The sequence below is a fragment of the Enterococcus sp. 6D12_DIV0197 genome (assembly GCF_002174385.1).
Taxonomy (GTDB): domain Bacteria; phylum Bacillota; class Bacilli; order Lactobacillales; family Enterococcaceae; genus Enterococcus_D; species Enterococcus_D casseliflavus.
This window is the reverse complement of record NZ_NIBN01000001.1, coordinates 3251082-3274182: the sequence shown is the minus strand read 5'-3', so window position 1 is coordinate 3274182 and position 23101 is coordinate 3251082. Positions and strand designations below refer to the sequence as shown.

The 23101-nt window shown below is 38.8% G+C and carries 23 protein-coding genes; all 23 read left to right on the top strand.

Going from position 1 to position 23101, the window contains the following annotated elements; translation table 11 throughout:
• Positions 1–250: hypothetical protein (locus tag A5867_RS18010; RefSeq protein ID WP_170927548.1), on the top strand; the 250-nt coding region annotated here is incomplete at its 5' end.
• 66 nt (positions 251–316) lie between these two features.
• Complete coding sequence (locus tag A5867_RS15310; protein ID WP_087627966.1) at positions 317–1489, top strand: phage portal protein; 1173 nt, start codon at positions 317–319, stop codon at positions 1487–1489.
• Positions 1476–2180, top strand: a complete 705-nt coding sequence (locus tag A5867_RS15305; protein ID WP_010749273.1) for a head maturation protease, ClpP-related — start codon at positions 1476–1478, stop codon at positions 2178–2180. Before A5867_RS15310 ends, A5867_RS15305 begins: the two co-directional genes overlap by 14 nt.
• Positions 2181–2183: 3 nt before the next feature.
• Positions 2184–3368: a phage major capsid protein gene (locus A5867_RS15300; protein WP_087627965.1), complete on the top strand. Its 1185-nt coding sequence runs from the start codon at positions 2184–2186 to the stop codon at positions 3366–3368.
• Positions 3369–3385: 17 nt separating this feature from the next.
• Complete coding sequence (locus A5867_RS15295) at positions 3386–3508, top strand: HeH/LEM domain-containing protein (RefSeq protein WP_071859285.1); 123 nt, start codon at positions 3386–3388, stop codon at positions 3506–3508.
• A 3-nt stretch (positions 3509–3511) separates the two neighbouring features.
• Positions 3512–3790, top strand: coding sequence for a hypothetical protein (locus A5867_RS15290; protein ID WP_087627964.1), 279 nt, complete (start codon positions 3512–3514; stop codon positions 3788–3790).
• A complete protein-coding gene (locus A5867_RS15285) occupies positions 3780–4151 on the top strand; it encodes a phage head-tail adapter protein (protein ID WP_170927547.1) in 372 nt (123 codons plus the stop codon). The genes A5867_RS15290 and A5867_RS15285 overlap by 11 nt, the downstream gene beginning before the upstream one ends.
• On the top strand, positions 4148–4546 hold the full coding sequence (locus tag A5867_RS15280; RefSeq protein WP_087627962.1) for an HK97 gp10 family phage protein: 399 nt from the start codon (positions 4148–4150) through the stop codon (positions 4544–4546). Before A5867_RS15285 ends, A5867_RS15280 begins: the two co-directional genes overlap by 4 nt.
• The gene (locus A5867_RS15275; protein ID WP_087627961.1) at positions 4543–4962 is read left to right on the top strand and encodes a hypothetical protein; all 420 of its coding nucleotides are present in this window, start codon (positions 4543–4545) and stop codon (positions 4960–4962) included. The genes A5867_RS15280 and A5867_RS15275 overlap by 4 nt, the downstream gene beginning before the upstream one ends.
• Before the next feature lie 32 nt (positions 4963–4994).
• Positions 4995–5606 carry a phage tail protein gene (locus A5867_RS15270; RefSeq protein ID WP_087627960.1) on the top strand — a complete coding sequence of 204 codons (612 nt, stop codon included), beginning with the start codon at positions 4995–4997 and terminating at the stop codon, positions 5604–5606.
• Positions 5607–5667: 61 nt separating this feature from the next.
• Positions 5668–6045 carry a hypothetical protein gene (locus A5867_RS15265; protein ID WP_087627959.1) on the top strand — a complete coding sequence of 126 codons (378 nt, stop codon included), beginning with the start codon at positions 5668–5670 and terminating at the stop codon, positions 6043–6045.
• Positions 6046–6264: 219 nt separating this feature from the next.
• The gene (locus A5867_RS15260; RefSeq protein ID WP_249270060.1) at positions 6265–10587 is read left to right on the top strand and encodes a phage tail tape measure protein; all 4323 of its coding nucleotides are present in this window, start codon (positions 6265–6267) and stop codon (positions 10585–10587) included.
• A complete protein-coding gene (locus tag A5867_RS15255) occupies positions 10587–12092 on the top strand; it encodes a distal tail protein Dit (protein WP_087627958.1) in 1506 nt (501 codons plus the stop codon). The genes A5867_RS15260 and A5867_RS15255 overlap by 1 nt, the downstream gene beginning before the upstream one ends.
• Complete coding sequence (locus tag A5867_RS15250; RefSeq protein WP_087627957.1) at positions 12089–14626, top strand: phage tail spike protein; 2538 nt, start codon at positions 12089–12091, stop codon at positions 14624–14626. The genes A5867_RS15255 and A5867_RS15250 overlap by 4 nt, the downstream gene beginning before the upstream one ends.
• A 15-nt stretch (positions 14627–14641) precedes the next feature.
• Entirely contained in the window at positions 14642–17368 is a 2727-nt protein-coding gene (locus A5867_RS15245; protein WP_087627956.1) for a tail fiber domain-containing protein, read from the top strand.
• 32 nt (positions 17369–17400) lie between these two features.
• A complete protein-coding gene (locus A5867_RS15240) occupies positions 17401–17835 on the top strand; it encodes a DUF1617 family protein (protein ID WP_087627955.1) in 435 nt (144 codons plus the stop codon).
• Positions 17835–18080, top strand: a complete 246-nt coding sequence (locus A5867_RS15235) for a hypothetical protein (RefSeq protein ID WP_212648499.1) — start codon at positions 17835–17837, stop codon at positions 18078–18080. Before A5867_RS15240 ends, A5867_RS15235 begins: the two co-directional genes overlap by 1 nt.
• A 36-nt stretch (positions 18081–18116) precedes the next feature.
• Positions 18117–18410, top strand: coding sequence for a hypothetical protein (locus tag A5867_RS15230; RefSeq protein WP_087627953.1), 294 nt, complete (start codon positions 18117–18119; stop codon positions 18408–18410).
• A 1-nt stretch (position 18411) separates the two neighbouring features.
• On the top strand, positions 18412–18648 hold the full coding sequence (locus tag A5867_RS15225; RefSeq protein WP_087627952.1) for a phage holin: 237 nt from the start codon (positions 18412–18414) through the stop codon (positions 18646–18648).
• A gap of 43 nt (positions 18649–18691) precedes the next feature.
• Positions 18692–19693: an N-acetylmuramoyl-L-alanine amidase gene (locus A5867_RS15220; RefSeq protein ID WP_087627951.1), complete on the top strand. Its 1002-nt coding sequence runs from the start codon at positions 18692–18694 to the stop codon at positions 19691–19693.
• A 67-nt stretch (positions 19694–19760) separates the two neighbouring features.
• A complete protein-coding gene (locus A5867_RS15215) occupies positions 19761–20459 on the top strand; it encodes an Ig domain-containing protein (protein WP_087627950.1) in 699 nt (232 codons plus the stop codon).
• 102 nt (positions 20460–20561) lie between these two features.
• On the top strand, positions 20562–20942 hold the full coding sequence (locus A5867_RS15210) for a transcriptional regulator (protein WP_086317187.1): 381 nt from the start codon (positions 20562–20564) through the stop codon (positions 20940–20942).
• A gap of 53 nt (positions 20943–20995) precedes the next feature.
• Positions 20996–22366, top strand: coding sequence for a peptidoglycan amidohydrolase family protein (locus A5867_RS15205; protein ID WP_087627949.1), 1371 nt, complete (start codon positions 20996–20998; stop codon positions 22364–22366).
• Positions 22367–23101: the final 735 nt, after the last annotated feature.

Sequence of the window (23101 nt, the reverse complement as noted above, 5' to 3'; positions counted from 1 at the left end):
ATTTTATTTCCTAAAAGAATTAGAAAATTCAACAAATAAAGAAGAAGATATTACAAAATTTTTAGTGAAAAATCATCATATTTTATATGCTACAGAATCAGCAATAGAGGAACTCAATAAAGAATTTAGAGAAAAAAACATTTTATCTAAAATTGATATTTCTTGTGAGGATTGGAGTTTATCCTCAATTTTATTGGAAAAATATAGAAAAAAATATAATAATAAAGAATTATTTAAAGAGTTTTTTTGATGTCAATAAAGAAGAAGGCGAAATAGTCTTCTTCTTTTATTTTTATTTGAAAGGTGGTGAAAATATGTGAGTTTATTTGATGTTTTTAAGCAGTCCATACGTAATGAAGAACCTTCGGAATGGATTCCAGATCTCGTCTATGGTGACGATGAATCCGCTCGAGCATATCTGAAAATCATGGCCAAGAACACAGTGCTTGATTTTGTTGCAAGAACAATGTCTACACTGGAAGTAAAGTTCAAAAACAAAGATGGCACCGCTGATTGGGAATACATTTTGAATGTTCGACCTAACAATGATATGTCGGCTGCAACGTTCTGGGAAAAGTTTTTCTACCGACTTATGGACGACAACGAAGTGCTGGTCATTTTTACTGAAGATAACCAATTGCTGATAGCTGATGATTTTTCTCGTACAGAATACGCCGTTTATGATGATGTGTTCACTGGCGTAACAGTAAAGAACTATGTATTTCAAAAAAGCTTCAATATGTCAGATGTGATCTACATTGAATACAACAATGATAAACTTGATCGTTTTACAAAGGGCTTGTTTGAGGACTATTCCGAGTTATTTGGGCGAATCATTGAAATTGCAATGCGAAATAATCAAATTCGTGGATCGGTGTCTATTGATTCAACCGGAAGTATTAATGAAGAAAAAGGAAAAGACGGCAAGACACGAAGTCAAAGATTACAAGAGTATATTGACAAGGTCTACAATGCATTCAAAACAAAGTCTGTAGCAATTGTAGCAAAAATCAAAGGATTCGAGTACGAGGAATACACCAACAAACAAGGGGTTTCCAATCAATCACTTGATGAGCTGAACAAAATGAAAACATCGTTGATAGATGATGTAGCCAACGCCATAGGAGTTCCTACGGCGCTTATTTATGGTGAAAAAGCTGACCTTGATTCTAATCTAGATGCTTTTCGTAAACTTTGTATCGCACCACTAATGAAGAAGCTTCAGGATGAACTAATGGCGAAAATTATTACAAAAAAAGAATACAAAAACGGCGAGAGAATCAAAGTATCGAAGGTATTACCTAGAAGTATCGTCGAAGATGCAACTCAGATCGACAAGGTGGTATCAAGCGCAAGCTTCTTCCGGGATGAAGTACGTGAAGAATATGACTATGAACCTTTGCCTAATGGAGAAGGTAAAAAGCTAGTAATGACCAAGAACTATGAAGAAACAGCGAAAGGGGGTGAGAACGAAAATGCCGAAAGTTAAAAAAGTACCGTTTCAATTTACCAACGAAATCCAAAACGGTAAGCACATTCTCACCTTGAGTGGCAATGTCCAAAAGAAATATTGGCGTGACGATGATGTCATTAATGCGAAAGATATCCGAGAATCACTGGATACAGTCACAGATGATATCGTGATCAAACTGAATAGTCCTGGCGGCGATGTGTTTGAAGGGATTGAAATTTACAACTACCTAAAAGATCACCCATCAAATGTCACTGTCGAAGTAACTGGTTTGGCAGCCAGTGCCGCAACTTTCATCATTGCTGGCGCTGACGAAGTGATCATGAATGTTGGCACTTCATTGATGATTCACGAAGCTTCAACATTTGCTTGGGGAAACAAACAGGATATCCAAAAAACTTTGAATGCATTGGAGACCATCGATGATTCAATCTTAGCAATTTACTCAGACAAGACCGGTCAATCAGCTGATCAGTTGCGTGAATGGATGAATGAAGAAAAATGGTTCACGGCAGACGAAGCAGTCGAATTCGGATTTGCTAATTCTGTAAAACGTGCCGAACCTCAAGAAGAACCGCAAGATATTGCATCAATGATTCAAGATGCCGTTGCTGTTGCTATGGCTAACTTAAGCCAACCTGTAACAAATCAAGTTGAACAAGAACCAAAACCAAAATCATTAATCGCACGATTGCGAAAAGGAGAATAAATTATGTTAAAAATTACAGACAAAACTGCAGATGCGAAGAAAATCTTTAACGCTATTTCTGCAAAAGAAGATGCAACACCTGAACAAGTAAACGATGCTTTAGAAGCTTATGTCACTGCGATTGCAGAAGATGCAGGCTCGCAAGTACGTGCTGAGTATGAAGAATTGAAGAACGTCACTGACAACCGTGTTTTAGAAGCTCGGGGGATTCCAACCTTAACTGCTGAAGAAACGAAATTTTATAATGAAGTCTCAAAAGCTGGCGGATTTGATAAAGATTTAGTATGGCCAGAAACGATCTTTGAAAAAGTATTTGAAGACTTAGAAAAAGACCATCCTTTGTTGCGCTTAATCAACTTCCAATCAACTGTTGGTAAAGTCAAGGTCATTCGTTCTCGCCGTAAAGGTGTAGCGGTATTTGGACCATTACACAAAGATTTAGAAGGGCAACTTGATGCGGAATTCGACTCGACAGAATACACGCAACTTGCATTGACTGCGTTTATGCTTATTTCTAACGATACCTTAGACTTAGGACCTCGTTGGATTAATCGGTATGTGCAATTGTCTTTACGTGAAGCTGTTTCTGACATTTGGGAAGTGAAAATTGTAACTGGTACGGGTAACAATGAGCCTATTGGTCTTTTGAAAGACTTGGATGGAGCTGTTACTGGCGGTGTGTATCCTGATAAAGCATCAGCTGGTACTTTGACTTTTAAGGATTCCGCTACAATGGTAAAAGAATTTGCCAAGGTACTTAAAACTGCTTCAAAATACACGCATCGTATTGGTGACAACGATACTGACGGCGAGACTAAATATCGTAAGGTTTCAGGCAAAGTGTACTTGATTGTCAATCCTGTTAATTATTACGATATTGTGGCTCGAGTTACAACTCAAAATGCTAACGGCGTTTTTGTTTCGAACTTGCCATTCATTTCGCAAGATCATATCATCGAATCTTTAGATGTTCCTGAAAATAAATTGATTGCATTTATTGACGGCGAATATGATGCCACTCAATCTCGTCCTGAAAAAATTGCAGTTTACAAAGAAACCTTCGCAATGAAACGTGCAACTTTGTATGCGATTGATATGTTGGGTAACGGACAACCAACAAACAACGATGCAGCTCAAGTATATGATATTGCTATCCCTGCAGATGTTGACGGTGGCTCGGGGGAGTAACAACGCCTAACGCTCGTATGGCGACTGTAGACTATTCTAGCCTCACGGTTCCAGAATTAAAAGCGTTGTTAGACGAGCGTGCAATTGATTATGCAAGCAACGCTAAGAAGCAAGATTTGATTGATCTATTGGAGGGATGACGAATGAACGATCAGGTGTTTATTGATGAATTCAAGGAACGTTTTCGTATTTTTCATTCGTCTGAAGATGAAAGTATCGGCAAACAATTGGAAAGTGGGTTTGCCGATATCAAATCGATAATCGGAGAGTTTGATCCTACAAAGTATGAAAAGGGCAAAGAATTAGTCTATGAGCGTACTCGTTATTTAAGAAACGAGGCGCTCGAATACTTTTATGACAACTTCCAGATGATGATCATGGATGCTTCGATAGATTTAGTAGGTGATCAAGTTGCCGATTAAAACAAAAAATGTAAGACCTGAAATTGTAGCCGGTGATTTGAATACGCCGGTTACTTTTTTTGAAGTAAAACCAAACGATGGACCTGAACCGGGTGAACAAGAAAACAAGAAATTGTATTACTGCACTTGCTTAGTCTACAACCCTTCTTCCAAGGATAGGGATATTCTTAGCGGCAAAGGAACAAAGAAAGCTGTCACAATCAAGATTCGAGATCCATTCACAGATTATTTGCCAAACAATGCGCATAAAGTAGTCTTGGATGATTTCCGATACAAAGATGATGTATGGGATATTGTAGATTTTGCGCCAGATGTTGAGAATAACGATTTTCTTAAAATCATCTTGGGGGTGACCTCATGAGTGTTTCAGTTAAAGGCGTGGATGAGATACTAGAGAATCTCGAAGCCAAGCTAGGTCCAGCAAGAACCAATCGGATCGTGAATAAGTCGCTTAAGAACTACGGAAAAAAATTGCAACAAGATGTGCAAGAGGCGGTATCCAGTTACATGGATACTGGTGAAACGCATGATACAGTAATTGTTTCCGGAGTAAAAAAAGGACCGCCTAAAACGATCGAAGTTGGTTGGGGTCAAGGTTCAAGATGGCGCTTAGTCCATTTGAGTGAGTTTGGATATACTCGATTTGGTAAGTACATTAGCCCTAGAGGGATGGGGAAATTACAAGGTGTGGTTGATAAAACAGAAGGATCTGCATTTGAAGAGATGCGGTCGGATTTGGAGGAATTAGCACGATGAAAGATATGATGATGGAAGTCTATAATCAATTAATCGGAGATCCTCTGATTCGAGCAAAAACTAGTTTCACCAGTGCTGATGGTAAAACTGAATATCGTATTAAATTTTACGAAGTACCAGAATCATTAGATTCGACGAAACCTTTTATTATCATCGATACACCTCTTGGACCGCCAACTAGTGCCTACTATGCAGCCAACAAAGAGATGTCTCAAACGTTCAGTTATCAAATTAACGTTGAAACTCAATCAAGGATTTTGACGAAAGAAATTGCTAAGGCAGTGAAAGCTGCGATGTGGGAATTTGGCTATGCTCAGTTAAATGGTGGGCTTGACGAATATTTCTCAGAAACAAAACGCTTTGTGGATGCAAGGCGGTATCGAAAAAATACACAAATTCATGACACGGATTATTAATCGGTGTCTATTTTATTAGGAGGAATTTACAAATGGAAACTTATGGTTTTGATAAATTATCGGTTCGAAAACTAACCACAGAATTGGAACCAGATACAGCAGCGGAAATTCACGTTTTAGAAGGTAGACAAAAAGAAGGTGGACCAACTGCCTTCGACTTAACAGGTCTATCCAAAGAAGCAGTGAAAGTATTTGCTGGTAACGTTGAATACTACTTGGCTAGAAAAGGAACCGGGTCAGTAGCCGCAAATTTTGGTTTGCTAGATGTACCTGCAGAAGTTGAACAAGAAATCTTAGGATTAATCAAAATGGCAGAAGGTATCGACGGTTTTGGTGATGAAACAGAGCCCCCATATATGGCTGCTGTAGCCGAAGCTGAGGATTTATATGGCGAACCAGTAGCTTTCGCAATGGTTGCAGGATCTTTCAACCGTGATGGATTTTCATTGGCTACTAAAAACGATGAAGATTTTACACCAGAAGCGGGCGAGTATGTTTACAACGCAATCTCTCGAAAAGTCAAAATTGAGACGAATGAAAAGACAGTAAAAGTCTTGCGTGCTTTTGGAGAAGAAGCAGTTACGAAAATGAAAACTGCTGTACTTGGTGAGCCTGCTACTCCTCCAAGTGGTGGCGGACAGTAATATGACAAAGGTTAGTCTTCGGACTAGCCTTTTTATTTTTGATTAATAGGAGGAATTATAAATGTCAGAAATTGGAAAAGAAATCAGATTGGATCTAATGATCAATGGAACAAGAAAGACTTTCACACAAAGCCACGTGCCGTATTCAAAAGCTTTAGATTACACGGATGGTGAAGCAAAACTTTTTAAGAAGGATGACGATGGCAATGAGATTGCTCCTCCAGCCAGAGTGCTTACTGAATTCCGTGCTGAGTTTGTAGCAGGCCTGTTTGATGATAAAGATTTAACAGGCACCGTCCTTTTAGATGGTATCGATGCATGGGACAGAGATTTAATCATGGAAATCATTATGTATCGTGTCTTAGGTTACGAGAAAGACGTGGAAGAATCGGAACCAACAGATAAGAAAGACCCAAAAGGAAAAAAGGACGGAAAATAAGTTCGTCCGATCATCATGAGTTACAGCTAGATGTTGTGAGATCTATATTAAAGATTTATCCCAGTTGGACAATCAATGACGTTCTGAATACAGATACGCTGTACCTTTATGAAATTATGTTTAAACAAACGCCAAAAGGAAATAGGTCTAAGAGTAAAAAGAAACAAAAAAGAATAAGACCGTTGTCTGATTTAGTCAAAGGGGAAGGGGGCGGATGATTTGGCTGGTGCAACTCCATTAGGAAATATGGTCATAAAGCTAGGATTGGATGATGCTGATTTTGGGAAAGGCGTTGCTAATTCTAAGAAGCAAGTACAATACCTAGCAAAAGAAATGCAAGCTAATATGAAAGTTGCTGATTTGGCAGGAAACAAGCTTGGTAAATTAGGTACTCGATACGATGGTTTAACACAGATTATCAAAGCACAAGAAAATCAAGTGACCGCCCTCAAAAAAGCTTATGATGGTTCATTTGTTGACGGTAAAGCTACAGATTCAACGAAACGGCTAGCCAGTCAGTTACAAGATGCTAACGGTAAATTGGCGAACTATAAACTGCAGTTGCAAAATACTGCAGGAGCGATTGCTGATTATCAAATAAGAAACGAAGGTCTAACTGGTTCAATCAATAAAGCAAGCGATGTTTTAATAAACAACGGCAAAAAACTAGGCGACTTAGGATCTAGTTTGACGAAAGGTTTAACTGTTCCTATAGCGGCTGGCGTGACTGCCGTAACCGCTGCTGCTATTAGTTGGGAATCAGCTTTCGCTGGTGTAAAGAAAACCTCTGATGAAGTGGTGGATAGCAACGGCAATGTAGTTTATTCCTATGATGATCTTGAAGCTAGTTTGAGAAATCTAGCGACTGAATTACCTTCAACTCATAGTGAAATTGCAGCAGTCGCTGAAGCTGCAGGGCAGTTGGGAATTCAAACGGAAAATGTTTCTGCATTTACCAAAGTAATGATTGATTTGGGTGAATCAACAAACATGAGCGCTGAAACAGCTGCTACTGAATTGGCTCGTTTTGCTAATATTACTCAAATGTCACAAGACAAATTTAGTAACATTGGCTCTGCGTTGGTAGATCTAGGTAATAACTTTGCAACAACTGAATCTGAAATATCAGCGATGGCATTACGGTTAGCTGGTGCCGGCGCTCAAATTGGCATGTCCGAAGGTGATATCTTAGGTTTTGCTGCTGCTTTAAGTTCGGTTGGTGTAGAAGCAGAAGCAGGTGGATCAGCATTTTCTAAAGTCATGATCAACATGCAGTTAGCTGTTGAGAAGGGTACAGGCGCTTTTGAAGAACTGAAATCTCATGCGGACGATCAAGGTGTATCGTGGGAGCACCTTGTTTCTGCAGTTCGAAATGGTGGAAAAGAATTAACTGGCGTATCCAAGGAAATGGGCTTTACATCTGCTGAACTCAAAAAGATGTACAAAGAAGCTGATAATTCAAAAACAAGCTTAGAACAGTTTGCCGATGTTGCTGGGATGACGAGTGATAAATTCTCAGATATGTTCAAATCGAATCCTTCTGAAGCAATCATGAAGTTTGTCGAAGGCCTTGGAAAAGCCGAAGAACAGGGATCGTCTGCAATTAATGTTTTAGATAGCATGGGTATTACAGAAGTTCGACTGAGAGACAGTTTACTTCGTGCAGCCAACGCTAGTGGAGTTTTCGCTGGTGCCGTAGAAATGGGGAACGAAGCGTTCGGAGAAAACACCGCTCTTGCTGAAGAAGCTGGTAAGCGTTACGAGACAACAGAATCCAAACTTAAGATGCTGAGAAACGAAGCAGTTAATGCTGCGATTGATTTGGGCGGCCCATTTGTTGATGCATTAAGAGATGGATTAGAATCTAGTAAACCTCTTGTTGAGCAACTAGGAAAACTTGCAACTGCCTTTAGTGAAGCTGACCCTAAAACCCAACAAATGATTGTTAAATTGCTGGCAGCAACAGCTGCAGCAGGTCCATTACTATCAATAACTGGTAAATTGAGTGGTGGCATTGGAAGTCTCGGAAAATCGTTCATTGATTTGAGTGCAAGCATGGCTAAGAAAAAAGCCATTGATGAGGTAAAAAAATCATTTATCGATGGGGATATTTCTGCCAATGACTTTCTAAAAACTCTATCTGGTGGATCAGGTACAATGACGAAGTTTGGTGCGGCAGCCAGTGGCGCTGCAGGTTCTGGAGGCATAGGAGCCATGTCGGCTGCGCTCGGTCCATTAGGTCCGCTTATTCTTGGTATCGTTGGTGTGGGTGGTGCTCTTGCGGTCGGATATGGTGCATGGAAATTATTCGGTGAAGAAGCTTGGAATTCTAGTCAACGTGTTCAACGGTGGGGAACTGATGTTGGAGAAGCCGTTGATGGTACCTTAACAAAAGTGCAGGATAATACGCAAAAAGCATCAGGGCAATTCGGTTTAATGGCAGATGGATTTGCCACTAACTCTGACTCGATGATCTCAAACTTTGAGAAAATAGGTCAAATCATAGAAGACAGCCTTGTGAAGAAAGTTGAGGGCTTGGATAAATTAATAAAAGAGCTTCCTGAATCTGTAAATTCATCTGTCAGTGATATGGTAGAAGACGAGAAAGTTAAGGCAGAATCTGCATTACAAATCGTTCAAGAGAATACCGCTCGGATCACAGAGATAAAGAAAACTGCTTCTAATAGTAATCGAGAAATTAGTGTATCTGAAGCGAAAATTATTCAGGATCTGGCGAAAAACACAACTCAAGCATATGTTGAAACTTTAGACGTTTCTGCAAACGAAAAGAAAAAAATACTTGCAGCTATGAACGCTGATGTAGCAAATGCAACAGAGGAAGAAGCAAAATTGTGGTTGCAGTCTTTAGGTAAGCAAAGGCAGATAGCCCAACGAAATGCAACTTTAAGTAGACAAGAAAAAGAAAAGTATCTACAAGATTTGGGATATAACTTGGATGGCGAATTCGCTAAGAAATTTCTGTCAGCTTGGGATGAGATTAATTCAACGACTGTAAAAGGCTTCGATTCCCAAATGGAAACGATCCTAAAGAAATACCCAGAACTTCAAAATGAGGTCTCACTTGCAAACGGTCAACTAATTTCGAGTATGGGTGACTATGCTGATAGTGCAATTGCAGAAAACGAAAAAATCCTAAAGAGCGCTTCTGACTTATCAAGAGAACTGGCATCAAATGCAGAAAAGAATGCGGAAAAAATAACTTGGACTGCATCAGAATCTGGGAAGGCCGGTAAGAAAGCAGCTCAAACGTGGAATGATTTAGTTTTTGATGAAAAGACAGGGGAAGTTAAATCTAATGTTGCAGAAGTCGTTACAGAAGCTGCTAAAGATTCCCTAACATGGAATAATTTGAAGCTAGTAGTCCATGATGCCGACTTAGATAGTAATGCAAAAGACGTTATCGGTGAAGCTGCAATTGCTAATGGTTGGTGGGACGGTATGGCTTGGTCCGATAAAAAAGCCATACTACAGGACGAATTTTCGATAACAATGTACAAAGCTTTGGAAGATTCGGGTAAATGGGCTGAGATGTCATTTGATGAGAAAAAAGCATTCCTTTACTCTAATACTCCTGAAGTCATGGCAGAAACAATGCTTAATTTGGGAATGTGGGAGCAATTTCAACCCCAGATTAAAAATTTGAATGCTGAAAATTATAATCTCTTAAATGCATTGAGCTTTTCTAAAACTTCATTGAACGAGTATAACGCACTAGATCCAGAAGTTAAAAGATTGATAGCAGAAGACCCAGCAACCTTAACGGTTAGTCAATCTAAGAAAATGCTAGAAACATATAACAGTGTTTCTCCAGAACTGAAAAGATTATTGGGAGACAATACAAATGTAAATAGCATATTGGCAAACTCCAAAAGCAAAATCAATGATTACAATGCTACTGGCGTTGGTGCGAAACATTTACATGCAACAGCAGATTATTCTGAAGTACTAAGAGCGAAGAGTGAAATTGCTCAAGTATATAGCAAAAATGTGGTAATCGATGTTGAGTATCGTGGGAGAAGAACAGGACAGACAGCTATTCCAAATGCCAAAGGAACAAATTACCATCCGGGCGGAGATATGATCGTAAATGATCAATCAGGACCACTATACAAAGAATTGGTTCAGTTCCCTGGTCAAGCACCATTTATCCCTCAAGGACGAAATGTTTACATTCCTAACGCTCCTGCAGGAACGAAAGTCGCTCGAGCTAGCCTCACTAGATCGATCATGCGGCGTTTGGGCATACCCAAATATGCTGACGGCGTGGGTATTCCGGAAGATTCTTCTCTAGTTAGGAATCTAAGGAGCTTAACTCCTGCAACCGAATCAAGTTCGATTAATGTTCGTACACAGGATTACTCTCAACAACTCGAAATACTCATAGAAATCATGTCTAACTTTGGTGAAGATTTGAAGAATATGAAGCTGTTTATGGATACGAAAGTTGTAGGAGGTTTAATTGATAAAAACAAAAAAGCTCAAGAAAGAAGTGAAATTAGAAGGGCAGGAGGAACTATTTAATGATTAGTGATTTAAAAATAACGTTGGATGGATTCGTCTTGTCCGATTATTTTGACTTGACGGAAGAACCTGATAGAGGATTTTTTCCAAACGTTACAAATACAACGAAGCAGATCAGCCGATTAAATGGCGTGAGAGTCTCACAGACACGTTTTGAAGAAAGATATATAAAGTTGTCTCTATATGCTTTGAGCGGCAATTTCAGAGAGATGAAAGACAGGTTAGCAGTACAGTTATTTAAGGAAGGAAATCAGAAACTTTGGTTTTCAGATGAGCCAGACCGATTCTTTTGGGTGAAACTTAACGGTGAATCTTCTTTAAAGCGATCACTAGAATATCGTGGGGAAGCATATGGAACACTTGAATTCATTTGTGAGGATGGGTTAGCACATGCTATCCAGACCAAGGATTTCCAACTTGTTGATGACTCTGTAGTAATACAAAACGAAGGCACATACAAAGCTCCAATCACTTGGACCGTAGATTTTTTAGCTGACTGCGAGTCAATTGGATTCGTTACGGAAGATCGTATATTGCAGCTGGGATATGTAACATCAGAGGATATCGATGAAGATTTATCAAACACAGTATTGTTCAACGATCCGATGAAATCAACCACCAGTGGACAGTATTCGAGAAATGTTGGTAAAATCCGTTGGCGGAATGATTCTGGCGATAACACTTCTCAAATACAAGGGTCGCTGAAGTATGAAGCTGATGCAATAACTGTGGATAGCTATGGGCCGTCTGGTGCCGATGACGCCTTCTGGCACGGCCCAACATTATCACGTTTTTTCAACGGCGTTGAAGATTGCGAGATTTATGCAAGGTTTAATTTTAAGCCGAACGGGGCAACAAAAGACAAAGCCAAGAAGCAAGGGCTTTTCGAATTGAATCTAGTAGATGCAGATAATCTTTTTATATGTGGATTTGAAATGAAAGACAATACCGATCAACAAGATAGGGTTGAGTATAAATTTTATGTTGGTGATGCGGAAATTAAATCGGGGTTTTTACCAGCGGCTGTTCGAAACACGAATGGTGGCTTTTTTGGTATGATCCGTATTCGCAAAGTCGGCAATAATTTTGATTTCTATCTGGCTAGACTCGTGAACAATCCTAAAGGTGGTTTCAGCGAATCTTGGAAGGCAACGCATAACTGGACCAACGAAGCCATAGCGATGTTAAAACCTACAAGGGTTGATATAAACTTTCTAAACTGGCGAAACAAGCAACCAATTTACCAGTCACTTACACATTTAAAGCTAACCAAATTTAATACTCGTGACGATAAGTTGATTCCCAAAACATTTTTGGAAGGAGATCAGCTTATTTTTGATGGGTCAACTTCTAAGGTCACCATAAATGGGATCACAGCAAATGATTATTTTGTAGTCGGATCACAACCGATTATTTCGAACATCGGAGAAACAGAGGTGTTCATATCGCATGAAAGTACGGTTGATCCAATAGTTACAGCAACGGTAGAGGAGAGATTCTTATGATTTATCATATTTTAAACAGAGAATTCAACTCCATTTGTATGATCGATGATGAAGCCGATAACTCAGTTATATTGACGGACGACACGCACACATACGGTATAACTAACGGAACACTTTTGAATACATTTGATTGCGCGATCGATAAGAATCATGAGGACGCTGGGCTGATTCAAGTGGGTACGCATATCGTCTTCCAAGACGAAAATGGCGAGAATATATGCTTAACACTGATGGATACGGACGAAGATGAATATACACGTACCTGTCACTATGAAGATTTGGGCATGGAGTTGATCAACGAAACCCCGATGATATTTCCGGCATCGTTTTTGCAACCTGTCGAGTATTACGTTAATCGGGAAATATACGATAGTGGTTGGGAAATTGGTTTGAACGAGTTAGTAGAAGCCAAAATGAAAATGGAGTTTACTAACAACGACACTACTTTAACGAGATTGCAGCAGATATGCGAGATGTTCAAATGCGAAATGTATTTTACTGTTGAGTTTCACAACTTGAAAGTGACGAAGAAAAGAATCAATATTGTTTATCAAATTGGGGTAGAAACCAACGAGGTACTTAACGCTGGCGTTGACCTGATCACTGTTGGGAAAAACTTTAACGTAGATAATTTGAAAACTGCTTTGATAGTAACAGGTGGCAGCAATTTTAACAATTTGGTATACAACGACGGAAACTACTTCACCCGTATAGGCGAATCAATTATCTACGACCGTGAAGCCAATGCCTTATGGGGTAGAGGCCATACGACTGATACTCGCGATTCTGGTTGGGTATATGGCAACTACCAATCGCAATCAGACGATCCGGCTCAAATGTTTGCAGAAGGTTTAGCTGAATTAAAGAAAATTAATCAGCCAGAGACTACGTATACTGTTGAAGCCATTTTTAGCAATACGGACTTCATGGTGGGCGATCGTGTGACTATTATCGATGAAGAGTATAACCCAGCATTGCGAATCAGTGCCAGGATCCTCCAGAAAGACATCAGTCGAACGAACCCATCGAACAATGGGCTTGTTATTGGGAATGTGATCGAATTACAAAGTGCAATCAGCGCTAAGTTGCAGCAACTACAAAATCAAATCAACAATAAAGCTGACGATACTGTCACCTCGGAATTGATTGCAACAGAAGATGGTAACTTGAGAAACTTCGAGGTAAAGGTCTATAAAGGCAATGCCGACATTACCGCCAATCTGGAAAACTACCAGTTTTATTGGAAGCTAACCGATAAGGATGGAAATTTGAAAACTGCGTGGATGGAAGCAAATAAAGATGCTGGTAACAAAGTATCTGTTCACTTAGATGATGTAAGGCGCGATAACCAAATCTCATGCCAGGTAATGTATGCGGAAAACAAATTTGTCCAAGCCATATATTTCTGGAACGGACTGAAGAAAACAGCGAGCAAGATCATGCGACTACAAAATGAAAATACTGTCACGATTCCTTTTATCACAGATACCCATTATGCTACAGATACCTTCATTCAAGAGGATCTTGAGAATTATGGACGTACGGAAAATCATATCAAAAATGTTGCAGAATTGTCTCACATGATTCCTTTAGATTGTATTGTCGGAGGCGGCGACTTTGTTGATGGTGGTACTACTAAAGACACAAACGTCTCAAATATGAAGAAGGTTGTTAGTCTGTTTGGATTGGCAAGCTGCCCATTTTTCTTAGCGAAAGGTAATCATGATGATAACTCGTGGGGAGATGGTCGGCAAGGTCGAGGAACTACTGCTAAAAATAAAGTCAATCAAAACTATATGGCCAGCGATCCTACTAGTAAGTCATGGCATGGAAACATGAGCTACACAATCAAGCCAAGTGAAATGTATGAAATAATAACACGACCTTCAACTATATGGGCAATCAACGAAAATCCTGATGATAAAAATATGTATTTTTATTATGACATTCCGGATAAAAAAGTGCGTGTGTTCTTACTAAACACAAATGATATTCCATATGTTTTTGACACGGATGGGTTAGTGAAATACTTGACGATTAATGTTGCTGGTTATCGACAAGCACAATTGAAATGGTTTGCGGAAAATCTTAAAAGTATGCCTGATGATTACACTGCAGTCTGTTTTCAGCATCATCAATGGGGGCAATGGTACGCAACGAATAGTGCCTATTATCCTTATAACTGGGAATCTGTAGAAGGTATTTTAAAGGCGGCAAAAGAAGGATCAAGTTTTGCACGCAAATACACAGGGAACGCTGATTTTGCTAGTGATATTTCAATTACATTCGACACGCCAAAAAACATTGCTTTTCTTGCTCATGGACATCATCACACAGATCGAATCACAACTAAATATGGGATTACAAACGTTTCAACAAGTTGTTCTGTCAGTCGCCCAAAGAAAGATCAAGGAGATCGGCCTTTAGGAGAACTAGAAGAAGACTTGTGGGACGTTTTTGTTTTGGACACAAAGAAAAAGCATGTAGATATCGTGCGGTACGGAGCAGGTAGCGACCGCAGCTTTGGCTACTAGAAAGGGGGAATCTTTATGGCAATTATTGAGGTTAGCAAGCAGATTACCAACTACCTAGATAGCGAACAAACGGCATCTGCTCCTGCTAATCCTGTAGAGGGTCAACGCTGGACAGATACATCAAAAAGTCCTCCTGTTGCTATGATTTATACGGAAGGTGATTGGAAACCAGAACGGCTATCTGTTGAAGTGTTAGATCCGGACTTTTATCAAGATTTGGAAGATACAAAAACAGAGGTAGCAGCTGCTATCGAAAAAGCAGAGGCAGCTGAAAAGGCTGGGAAAGATGCACAAGCTACAGGGGAAGCAGCTCAATCAGCAGCAAGTGAGGCGAAGCAAGCAGGAGAAAATGCTGCAAACTTAGCTACGCAAGCTAGTTTAGATGCTCAAACAGCTAAAGCAAAAGCAGATGCGATCCAGATTGATGTAAATGGGCTTGTTTCTGATGTAGCTACTATCAATGGAACAGTTACAGCTATCAGTAGTAAGGCTAACGAAGCTTATGAGAAAGCAGCCGCTGTGGAAGGCAGAACAGCAACGCTAGAAACCTCAGTTACTGGTCTAACTGGGCGTATGACAGATATTGAGACGACATCAACAAGTACCACTAAAAAACTGAATGAATTAGTCGTCACAGTTGATGGCCAAAAGCAAACGTTAGCAACAGTGACAACCACTGCGGACAGTGCATTGAATAAAGCAAATGTATTGGAGACTACTGTTGACGGAGTTACACAGACTTTAACTAGCGTAGAAACTACTGCAAATAGTGCGTTAAGCAAAGTCAATACTGTTTCAAGCACTGTAGATGGTCATACTCAATTGATTGCAAGTACGAAAACAACAGCTGATTCGGCATTATCTAAGGCAGTCGCTACAGAAACAACTGTAAATGGGTTAAAAACAACTGTTTCTAGTGTTGAGACAACTGCAAATTCGGCACTTAGCAAAGCCTTGCAGGTTGAAGCTACGGCAAATGGTTTGGAGACTACCGTTACAAATGTTCAATCAGATATATCTGATATTATAAATCGATTTCCTGACTCAAAATTTATAAATCAGTCGCCAAAGCCTACAGCAGAAGGCACGAATATTTCTATTGCATATGATAGTAGTGGATTAGTAATCAATAATACAAACACTACTACTAAACAAAGAGTATATTGGGGAACCGCACCAGTTGCTTTGACTATAGGGAAAACATATTATGTTAAAGCATATCTTAATACTGGTACCGCTGGTGGCTCTGTAGAGATCGGTACATCAGGTGGAGAAAATATCAAGTTAACACCATCAGCTGGCGTAGCAACTTGGGTTCAAGGGGTAATCAAAGCAACCTCATACTCGGCGTTTTCTGTCTGGGTAGAAGCCAGTAAAGCATTGCGATTAAGAGAGCTGTATATTTACGAAGCTGCAACAGATGTTACTTCTTCCCAAATTACCCAGCTTGCAACAGATATTAATTTGAAAGTGGATAAAGGTGGAGTAATTGCTCAAATCAATGTTTCATCAGAAGGTATTCTGATTGACGGAAAATACACTTGGATTACTGGCACAACCAAAATTGATAATGCCGTGATTAAAACAGCTCACATAGCTGACCTAGCAGTTTCCAACGGTAAAATAGCGAACCTGGCTGTGACGGAAGGGAAAATCGGAAATCTAGCAGTTACTACAGCAAAAATTGCTGACTTGGCTGTCAACAATGCCAAGATAGCCAGTCTAGATGCAGCGAAAATCAACACAGGTTATCTTGCTGCGGCGAGAATTGCAGCATCCAGTATTACCACGGATAAGTTAAATGTAGCTACCTTATCAGCAATTACTGCGAATCTAGGCAACGTGACTGCAGGAACAATCAACGGATTGGAAATTATAGGAGGATCTTATACACAGTCCGCCACTATGACTGATCCGAATTCTGGGAAGTCAGGTATTTCAGAAATTAAGTTAGCTAGTGGTGTATTGACAAACTCCTTTAATTCCACTGATTCTTCAGTATCTAGACAAACCACCTTATCAAGTGGTGTATTAAGGTTTTTAAATCTAGGAAGTGAATTTGGTCGGCTTCAAAGCAATAGTGACAAAGGTTCATCTACAGTACCAGCTCTTGAAATATCAGGAACATTTGTTGCTATTACAAGCTCCCAAAGAGGATGGATTAACTTATCTGCAAATGGTATTTTCGAAGGCAACACTTATAGAGGATACAGTGTAGATGCCGGAAGTAATACTGGTAATTATGTAGGCTTCAACCGTAACTCTTCAGATAAAATGAACTTTTTTGCTGGTAAAACAGCTGATGGTACTAAACGAATGGGATCGGATGATTTGTACGCTTCTTCAGGAAGCGGCAAGGCGTTGCATATTACAAGTGGGGGATCAATCGTGGCTTATTCATCCTCGGAACGTTTTAAAGAGTATATAGAAACTGCTGCTGATGTTAATCCAAAATCGCTTTTGAACTTGGAATTAAAGTCATGGATTTATAAATCAAGTCATTCTTTAGTAAGTGTGGGTGAGCCAATTCGAAGAGTATACGGACTAATAGCAGAAGATGTAGAACGTGTTGGATTAAATCAGTACGTAGAACGAGATATCAATGGACGTGTTGAAGGATATAAGCCGGAGTTGTGGACTGTCACAATTCCTATTTTGAAAGAGCATGAAGAAAGTATTGAAACACTTAAACAAAAAGTTGAAAAATTAGAGGAAAAAATTGAAGCCTTGCAAGTTGCATAGTTTGTAGGGCTTTAAATATTAGGAGGATTCAGATGAAAACAACATTCACAACAACCAATAGCAAGCTGCACAAATATGCTCAAATTTTAGCGGTAGTTACTTCAAAAGGTCGAAAAGCTCGTGCCATCTCCAAATTTCGCCGATTAGCAAGTGAGAAAATCGAAGAGTGGACGGAAAGTCAGAAAGAGCTTATTGCTACTTACTATGAGGTACAAGAAAACGGTAATGCCAAATTAGATAAAGACGGCTCGCCTGTTTTGTTAGATGGTGCTGATCAAGACGAATACGCTAAAGAACGTGAGGAACTAGATAACGAAATAGTTGTGATCGATTTAACTGAATTCGAACCGTTCTTTGAATTTCTTGTTTCTGGTTTAGATGAGAGCGATGTTGCTTTTGGTGGTGTTGATGCGGATGTATATGATGAGCTTATGGATCAGCTTGAAGAATTAGGAGGAAATGAATAATGCTAAATTACAAGAAATCAATCACAATCACAGGAGAATCAAAAATAGGCGATAAGGTAGCAGCACACCTGAATGCAAATATTACAACGGACACTGCTGGAAATTCTAGCGTGACTACATCTATTCAAGATCAAGCGTTGTATCGATCAAACAAAGCAGAATGTCGTAAAGATATCGATGATTTTCAAGAAAAAGTATGGGCGGCAGAAGACGACTTTTTGGCAGAATTAGAAGAGCAAGCTTAAGCTTGCTCTTTTTATATTATAGGAAGTAGGTGGCATATGTTAAACATAGGGGAGTTAGCAACATGGGCAGGATGGATCATGACAATTATTGGAATGCTAGCATTCGTTATCAAGCCAGTAATGTCGAATTTTACAAAGATTGCAGATAATTTGACCAAACTTGCACATAACTTAGATTTGCTAACCAGAGATCTTGAAGCAAGTAAGTCAGATCGTATCGCAATTCATGACGAACTAAAAAGACATGATGAGCGTTTAGATAAGCACAATGATCGATTAATCGAACATGGTGAACAATTAAAGTCTTTATGGAAAGAAAGAGGGAAGTAATATGAAAATGACAAACGAACAATATGATTTAGCAAAGAAGGTCATAACGCAATGGTCCCCAGCTTTGGGTGTATTGATTGCTGGAATTGCAACTCTATATGGTTTTGACGCAACGAAAATCGTTGGGGTTATTTCTTTAGTTACAGCCTTTGCAGGTGTGGTACTAGGTGTATCAAGCAATAATTATAGTTCAGATGATTACGGCGATGGCCAAGAATTTACCGACAAGAAGGAGTAGCCAAAGCGGCTGCTCTTTTTTTTGCACAGAAAGGAAGATAAACATGAAGATTATTAATGAATCTATTTTCAAAGGAATAGCTGGTGGTAGGAATATTGGATCACGTCCTAAAGGTGTCGTTATTCACAATGATGGTGGAAGCATGACACCATCTCAGTATGTGATATGGCTTAAGCAACGCTATAAGAACGGGGAATCTTCAAAAGGATTTGCTCATTATTATGGTAATCGGGATGAGATGGCTAGAGTTGAAGATACTTATAATGCCGCATGGCATACAGCTAATTATGAAGGAAATCAAAACTACGTCGGTTATGAGGTTTGCCAATCTTTTTCAGCAACTGATGAGGAGTTCTTAGCAAATGAACAAGCGGTATTTAAACAAGTGGCGGAGGATATGATTTTTTGGGGCTTAGATATCAATCGAAACACAGTAAGACTTCATAGAGAATTTTCGTCTACTGATTGTCCACACCGTTCGTGGGTATTACATGGAAAATCTGTAAATGCTGTCAAAGACTATTTTATTGAACAAATTATGAAGTATGTTGTTGCAGCGAGCACAAATAATAATACGCAAAATAAGTTGGTACAAGAAGTTCTTTCTCAAGGAACAAAAGATAAAGTCGATGGCTTAGGATACCGTATGCATGTACAGTCAAACAATAAGTACAAAGGAGGGACGTTGGGGTATGTCAAAGAAGCTGCTACCGCCGGGACAACTGGTAAAGCATTGCGTGCCGAATGGCTCGAAGTTTTGTATGATGGAAAAGGATCGCCGATTGAAATAAATACCCATATTCAAAGAAAAGGGTGGCTTGGCTATCGTAAAGGGTCCCAAGGAACCAAAGGAGAATCTTTGCGAATGGAAGCAGTCCGTATTCGTATCTGTGATACAGAATTGGCTAAGAAGTACAGCATTCATTATCGTGTCCATGTTCAGGGGATCGGTTGGACCGGATGGGTCAAAGATGGTGAAGTTGCTGGTACAACTGGTAAATCCAAACGTCTTGAAGCTGTTCAGATTAAATTGATTAAAAAGTAAAATAATAAAGAAATAGTTTGAAATTTTCTCTTTATGTTGAGATAATCAACTTTAAGGAGGGAACAAGATGAAAAAAGTATCAGTATTAATAATCATGCTATTAGGGTTTGTGCTTTTTCCAATAACTACTTTTGCAAGCAGTTCAGCTAATGTAAGTTATCAGACACATGTTCAGACTTATGGGTGGCAAGGCTGGAAAACCAATGGACAGTCATCTGGCACATCTGGACAGTCTAAAAGACTAGAAGCAATCAAAATTAAACTAGATGATACTGAATATAGCGGTAATATTGAATATAAAACGCATATTCAAAAACAAGGATGGGAAAAATCATTTCGAAAAAACGGTGAGCTTTCTGGTACAAGTGGTAAGTCACTTAGATTAGAGGCTATCCAAGTTAAGTTAACCGGTGAGATTGCTAAACACTATGATGTTTACTATCGAGTACACGCACAGCAATTTGGCTGGATGGGGTGGGCTAAAAATGGTCAATCCGCAGGAACTTCTGGATTTAGCTTCCGATTGGAAGCAATTCAAATCAAGTTAGTTAAAAAAGGCGGAAATGCTCCGGGAACAACGTTGAATTCATTTAGAAATGGTACGAAGAAATACGTGGATAGTCGAGGCAATGGATTAATTAAAGGATCTCGACAAAAAATCTATCACATCCCAGGTAGTCAGTATTATGATCAAACAACCAGCCCAATTCGTATGTTCAAAACTGAAGTAGAAGCTTTCAAAGCTGGTTTCAAACCGGCAAAATAAATCAAGATAAAACCTCTTGCTCATATGGGCAAGAGGTTTTTTGTAGTTGCATGAAAAAAGATAATTAACTCAAATTTCGGCATAAAATGAGGAGTAATAATAATGACTAATGAAACCAGAGCACACATTCGAAGTATACTATGGCAATATAAAAAGATCGAAAAAACGTTTAAAGAGTTCTCAGACATTATTGCAACAGATAGGAATCCTTATATGGAGTACCCATTAGGCGAAGAAAATCCAAGTTGGACAATGAATCAAATTTTATTTTACAAATCATTTTTAAGAGTGGTCAATGGTGTTCTAGAAGATTCTACACTTGATGTTAGAGATATATTTTATGTAAAGTATTACAACGGCCATTCTAAGAAATGTATAGCGGTTGTATCTGCGGAAACTTTTCTAAGCGAATCTACTATAAAGAGAAGAGATGCAGAATTCATTAATGAAATCGCAAAAAGATTAGGTTGGTTATCGGTTTGACCTCTTTCAATACCTATCATGGTTTATCCTTTAATTAAGGACGTACGTTCACCATGGACGCATGGTTGAAAAGAAAGGGGAAGATAGAATTGGCTAGTATTGAAAATATGATCAAATGGTTTAAGGATCGAGAAGGTAAAGTAACTTATTCAATGAATTCTCGATTAGGACCAAATAGTTATGACTGTAGTTCGGCTGTGTATTTCTCATTGATTGCAGGAGGTTTCTTACCTTCGGGAACAGGGATTGGAAATACAGATTCACTTTTTGCCTTAGAAGGAAGTTTATTAACAGCTGTATCCCGTAGCTCAGTCAAGCGTGGAGACATTTTTGTAGCAGGTTACAAGGGTAGTTCAGGTGGTGCTGCAGGTCATACAGGTGTTTTTTTGGATAACAAAAATATTATCCATTGTAACTACACTAAAAATGGGATTGCAACTACTCCAGCAGAAGGATGGATGGGAGACTATAGCGGATTGCCTGTTTATTTTTATCGTTTGAAAGTTGCCGACAAGTATCCTTCCACTCCATTTGACAAAAATGTAACAGTCATTAAAGCTGATTGGACACGATGGGCAGATTTGGATTACGGTTCAAAACTAGGTGTTACCAAATTAGGCTCTGTTTACAAAGCAAAATCAATTTTCACAGCGCATGGAAGTAAATATTACGATCTATATTCAGACGGAAAATTCGCTGGTTATCTGAATGTTGACGGTGCAAAAGAATTGAAGGCAGTATCTGCAGGGGATATCTATGTATCAGCAAAAAGTCCAAACTATAATATCTGGGGGAATTTCTATTTTACAGAGAAAAAAGGAAATACCAGTAAGTTTGAAGATGGATTAGTTTATCGAGCAAAATACAAATACACTTTAGGTGATGGCGTATCGTATTACTCACTCTATCAAAAAGATGAATGGATGGGATATCTGAATACGAATGCAACGATGGAAGTACCAGCAGTATCAACTAACGACATTTATGTAACTGCGATCAATGATACTTATAATATTTGGGGAGACTTGTATTGGAAAGAAAAGCTAGGCAATACGTCTAAAATGAGCGACGGAATTGTTTATAAAGCTAAGTACAAATACACGATCGGAAATGGTCGCACTTACTACTCCTTATACCGTGGTGATTCATGGAAAGGTTACATCAACGCCAATGCTATGCGTGTGATGAACGCGACTTCTTTTAATAAGAAAGTGAAGATCAACGGTGGCCCTAATGTCTATAACATCTGGAAAGATTTTTATTGGAGTACATCAGCTGGTAAGAATACAGATGCTAAATTTGTTGGGAAAGTTGTTACAGCGAAATACTCTTACTTGCTTGGAAATGACGCTACTTATTACTCAATCTACGATGGAGATACATGGATTGGCTATATTCGAAAAGGTGCAGTGACCGTTCAATAGCATAGAATCTAGTAAAAATATAATTACAAAAAAAGCCTCTTACTCTTTTGAGTAGGGGCTTTTTTATTGAAATAAATATATTATTCGAATACTATATTAGTGGTGCATTCGCACTTACTAAGAGTACTAGGCTGAATTGGGGAATCGAAAATGATAGCCTAGTACTCTTGATAGTTAATCTGAAAAAAGATTAACAAGATGTTTTAGAGCAATAAAAAGCTGCTTGGGGAAGTCTTCTTTTTTGTTGCTCTTTTGAATTCTAGCACTAAATCCACATGATAGATATAAATTTGACTTGAACATGGTTTAAATACAAGTTTAATCGTTTGACTTGCAAAAACGATTTTTTTCACATAAGGTTATCCTGCAACATGCATTAATCTAAGAAGAGTACTGGCACAGAAAACTTGGGGAAGTTTTTCTGGACTGCGGCCAGTACTCTTCGTATTTATTTTATCATTGTTCTTAATTAATAGATATTATTGTTCAAAAATCCGTCTAATTTATCTACTTATCTTCAATAATTATCATGGAATTTAGCCAGCGATATTATAAATAGTAATGAAATTCATTTTTATCAAATCTTAAAAATTGATAAAAAATTAAGAATGCGTTAGATTTATATTAGAGGTGATTCTATGAAAGTCGATAAACTACATTATAGAAAAGTAATTAATAGTGCTAAACACCTAGAGTACAATGCAATACGATACTTTCAGTCATTGTCTGATCAAG

Excerpts from the sequence above, each read along its gene's own strand:
- A5867_RS15305 (WP_010749273.1), top strand. The coding sequence starts at position 1,476 with ATGCCGAAAGTTAAAAAAGTACCGTTTCAATTTACCAACGAAATCCAA.
- A5867_RS15265 (WP_087627959.1), top strand. The coding sequence starts at position 5,668 with ATGTCAGAAATTGGAAAAGAAATCAGATTGGATCTAATGATCAATGGA.
- A5867_RS15220 (WP_087627951.1), top strand. The coding sequence starts at position 18,692 with ATGAAGATTATTAATGAATCTATTTTCAAAGGAATAGCTGGTGGTAGG.
- A5867_RS15215 (WP_087627950.1), top strand. The coding sequence starts at position 19,761 with ATGAAAAAAGTATCAGTATTAATAATCATGCTATTAGGGTTTGTGCTT.
- A5867_RS15275 (WP_087627961.1), top strand. The coding sequence starts at position 4,543 with ATGAAAGATATGATGATGGAAGTCTATAATCAATTAATCGGAGATCCT.
- A5867_RS15205 (WP_087627949.1), top strand. The coding sequence starts at position 20,996 with ATGGACGCATGGTTGAAAAGAAAGGGGAAGATAGAATTGGCTAGTATT.
- A5867_RS15255 (WP_087627958.1), top strand. The coding sequence starts at position 10,587 with ATGATTAGTGATTTAAAAATAACGTTGGATGGATTCGTCTTGTCCGAT.
- A5867_RS15240 (WP_087627955.1), top strand. The coding sequence starts at position 17,401 with ATGAAAACAACATTCACAACAACCAATAGCAAGCTGCACAAATATGCT.
- A5867_RS15270 (WP_087627960.1), top strand. The coding sequence starts at position 4,995 with ATGGAAACTTATGGTTTTGATAAATTATCGGTTCGAAAACTAACCACA.
- A5867_RS15245 (WP_087627956.1), top strand. The coding sequence starts at position 14,642 with ATGGCAATTATTGAGGTTAGCAAGCAGATTACCAACTACCTAGATAGC.
- A5867_RS15225 (WP_087627952.1), top strand. The coding sequence starts at position 18,412 with ATGAAAATGACAAACGAACAATATGATTTAGCAAAGAAGGTCATAACG.
- A5867_RS15210 (WP_086317187.1), top strand. The coding sequence starts at position 20,562 with ATGACTAATGAAACCAGAGCACACATTCGAAGTATACTATGGCAATAT.
- A5867_RS15280 (WP_087627962.1), top strand. The coding sequence starts at position 4,148 with ATGAGTGTTTCAGTTAAAGGCGTGGATGAGATACTAGAGAATCTCGAA.
- A5867_RS15235 (WP_212648499.1), top strand. The coding sequence starts at position 17,835 with ATGCTAAATTACAAGAAATCAATCACAATCACAGGAGAATCAAAAATA.
- A5867_RS15230 (WP_087627953.1), top strand. The coding sequence starts at position 18,117 with ATGTTAAACATAGGGGAGTTAGCAACATGGGCAGGATGGATCATGACA.
- A5867_RS15295 (WP_071859285.1), top strand. The coding sequence starts at position 3,386 with ATGGCGACTGTAGACTATTCTAGCCTCACGGTTCCAGAATTAAAAGCG.
- A5867_RS15290 (WP_087627964.1), top strand. The coding sequence starts at position 3,512 with ATGAACGATCAGGTGTTTATTGATGAATTCAAGGAACGTTTTCGTATT.
- A5867_RS15250 (WP_087627957.1), top strand. The coding sequence starts at position 12,089 with ATGATTTATCATATTTTAAACAGAGAATTCAACTCCATTTGTATGATC.
- A5867_RS15300 (WP_087627965.1), top strand. The coding sequence starts at position 2,184 with ATGTTAAAAATTACAGACAAAACTGCAGATGCGAAGAAAATCTTTAAC.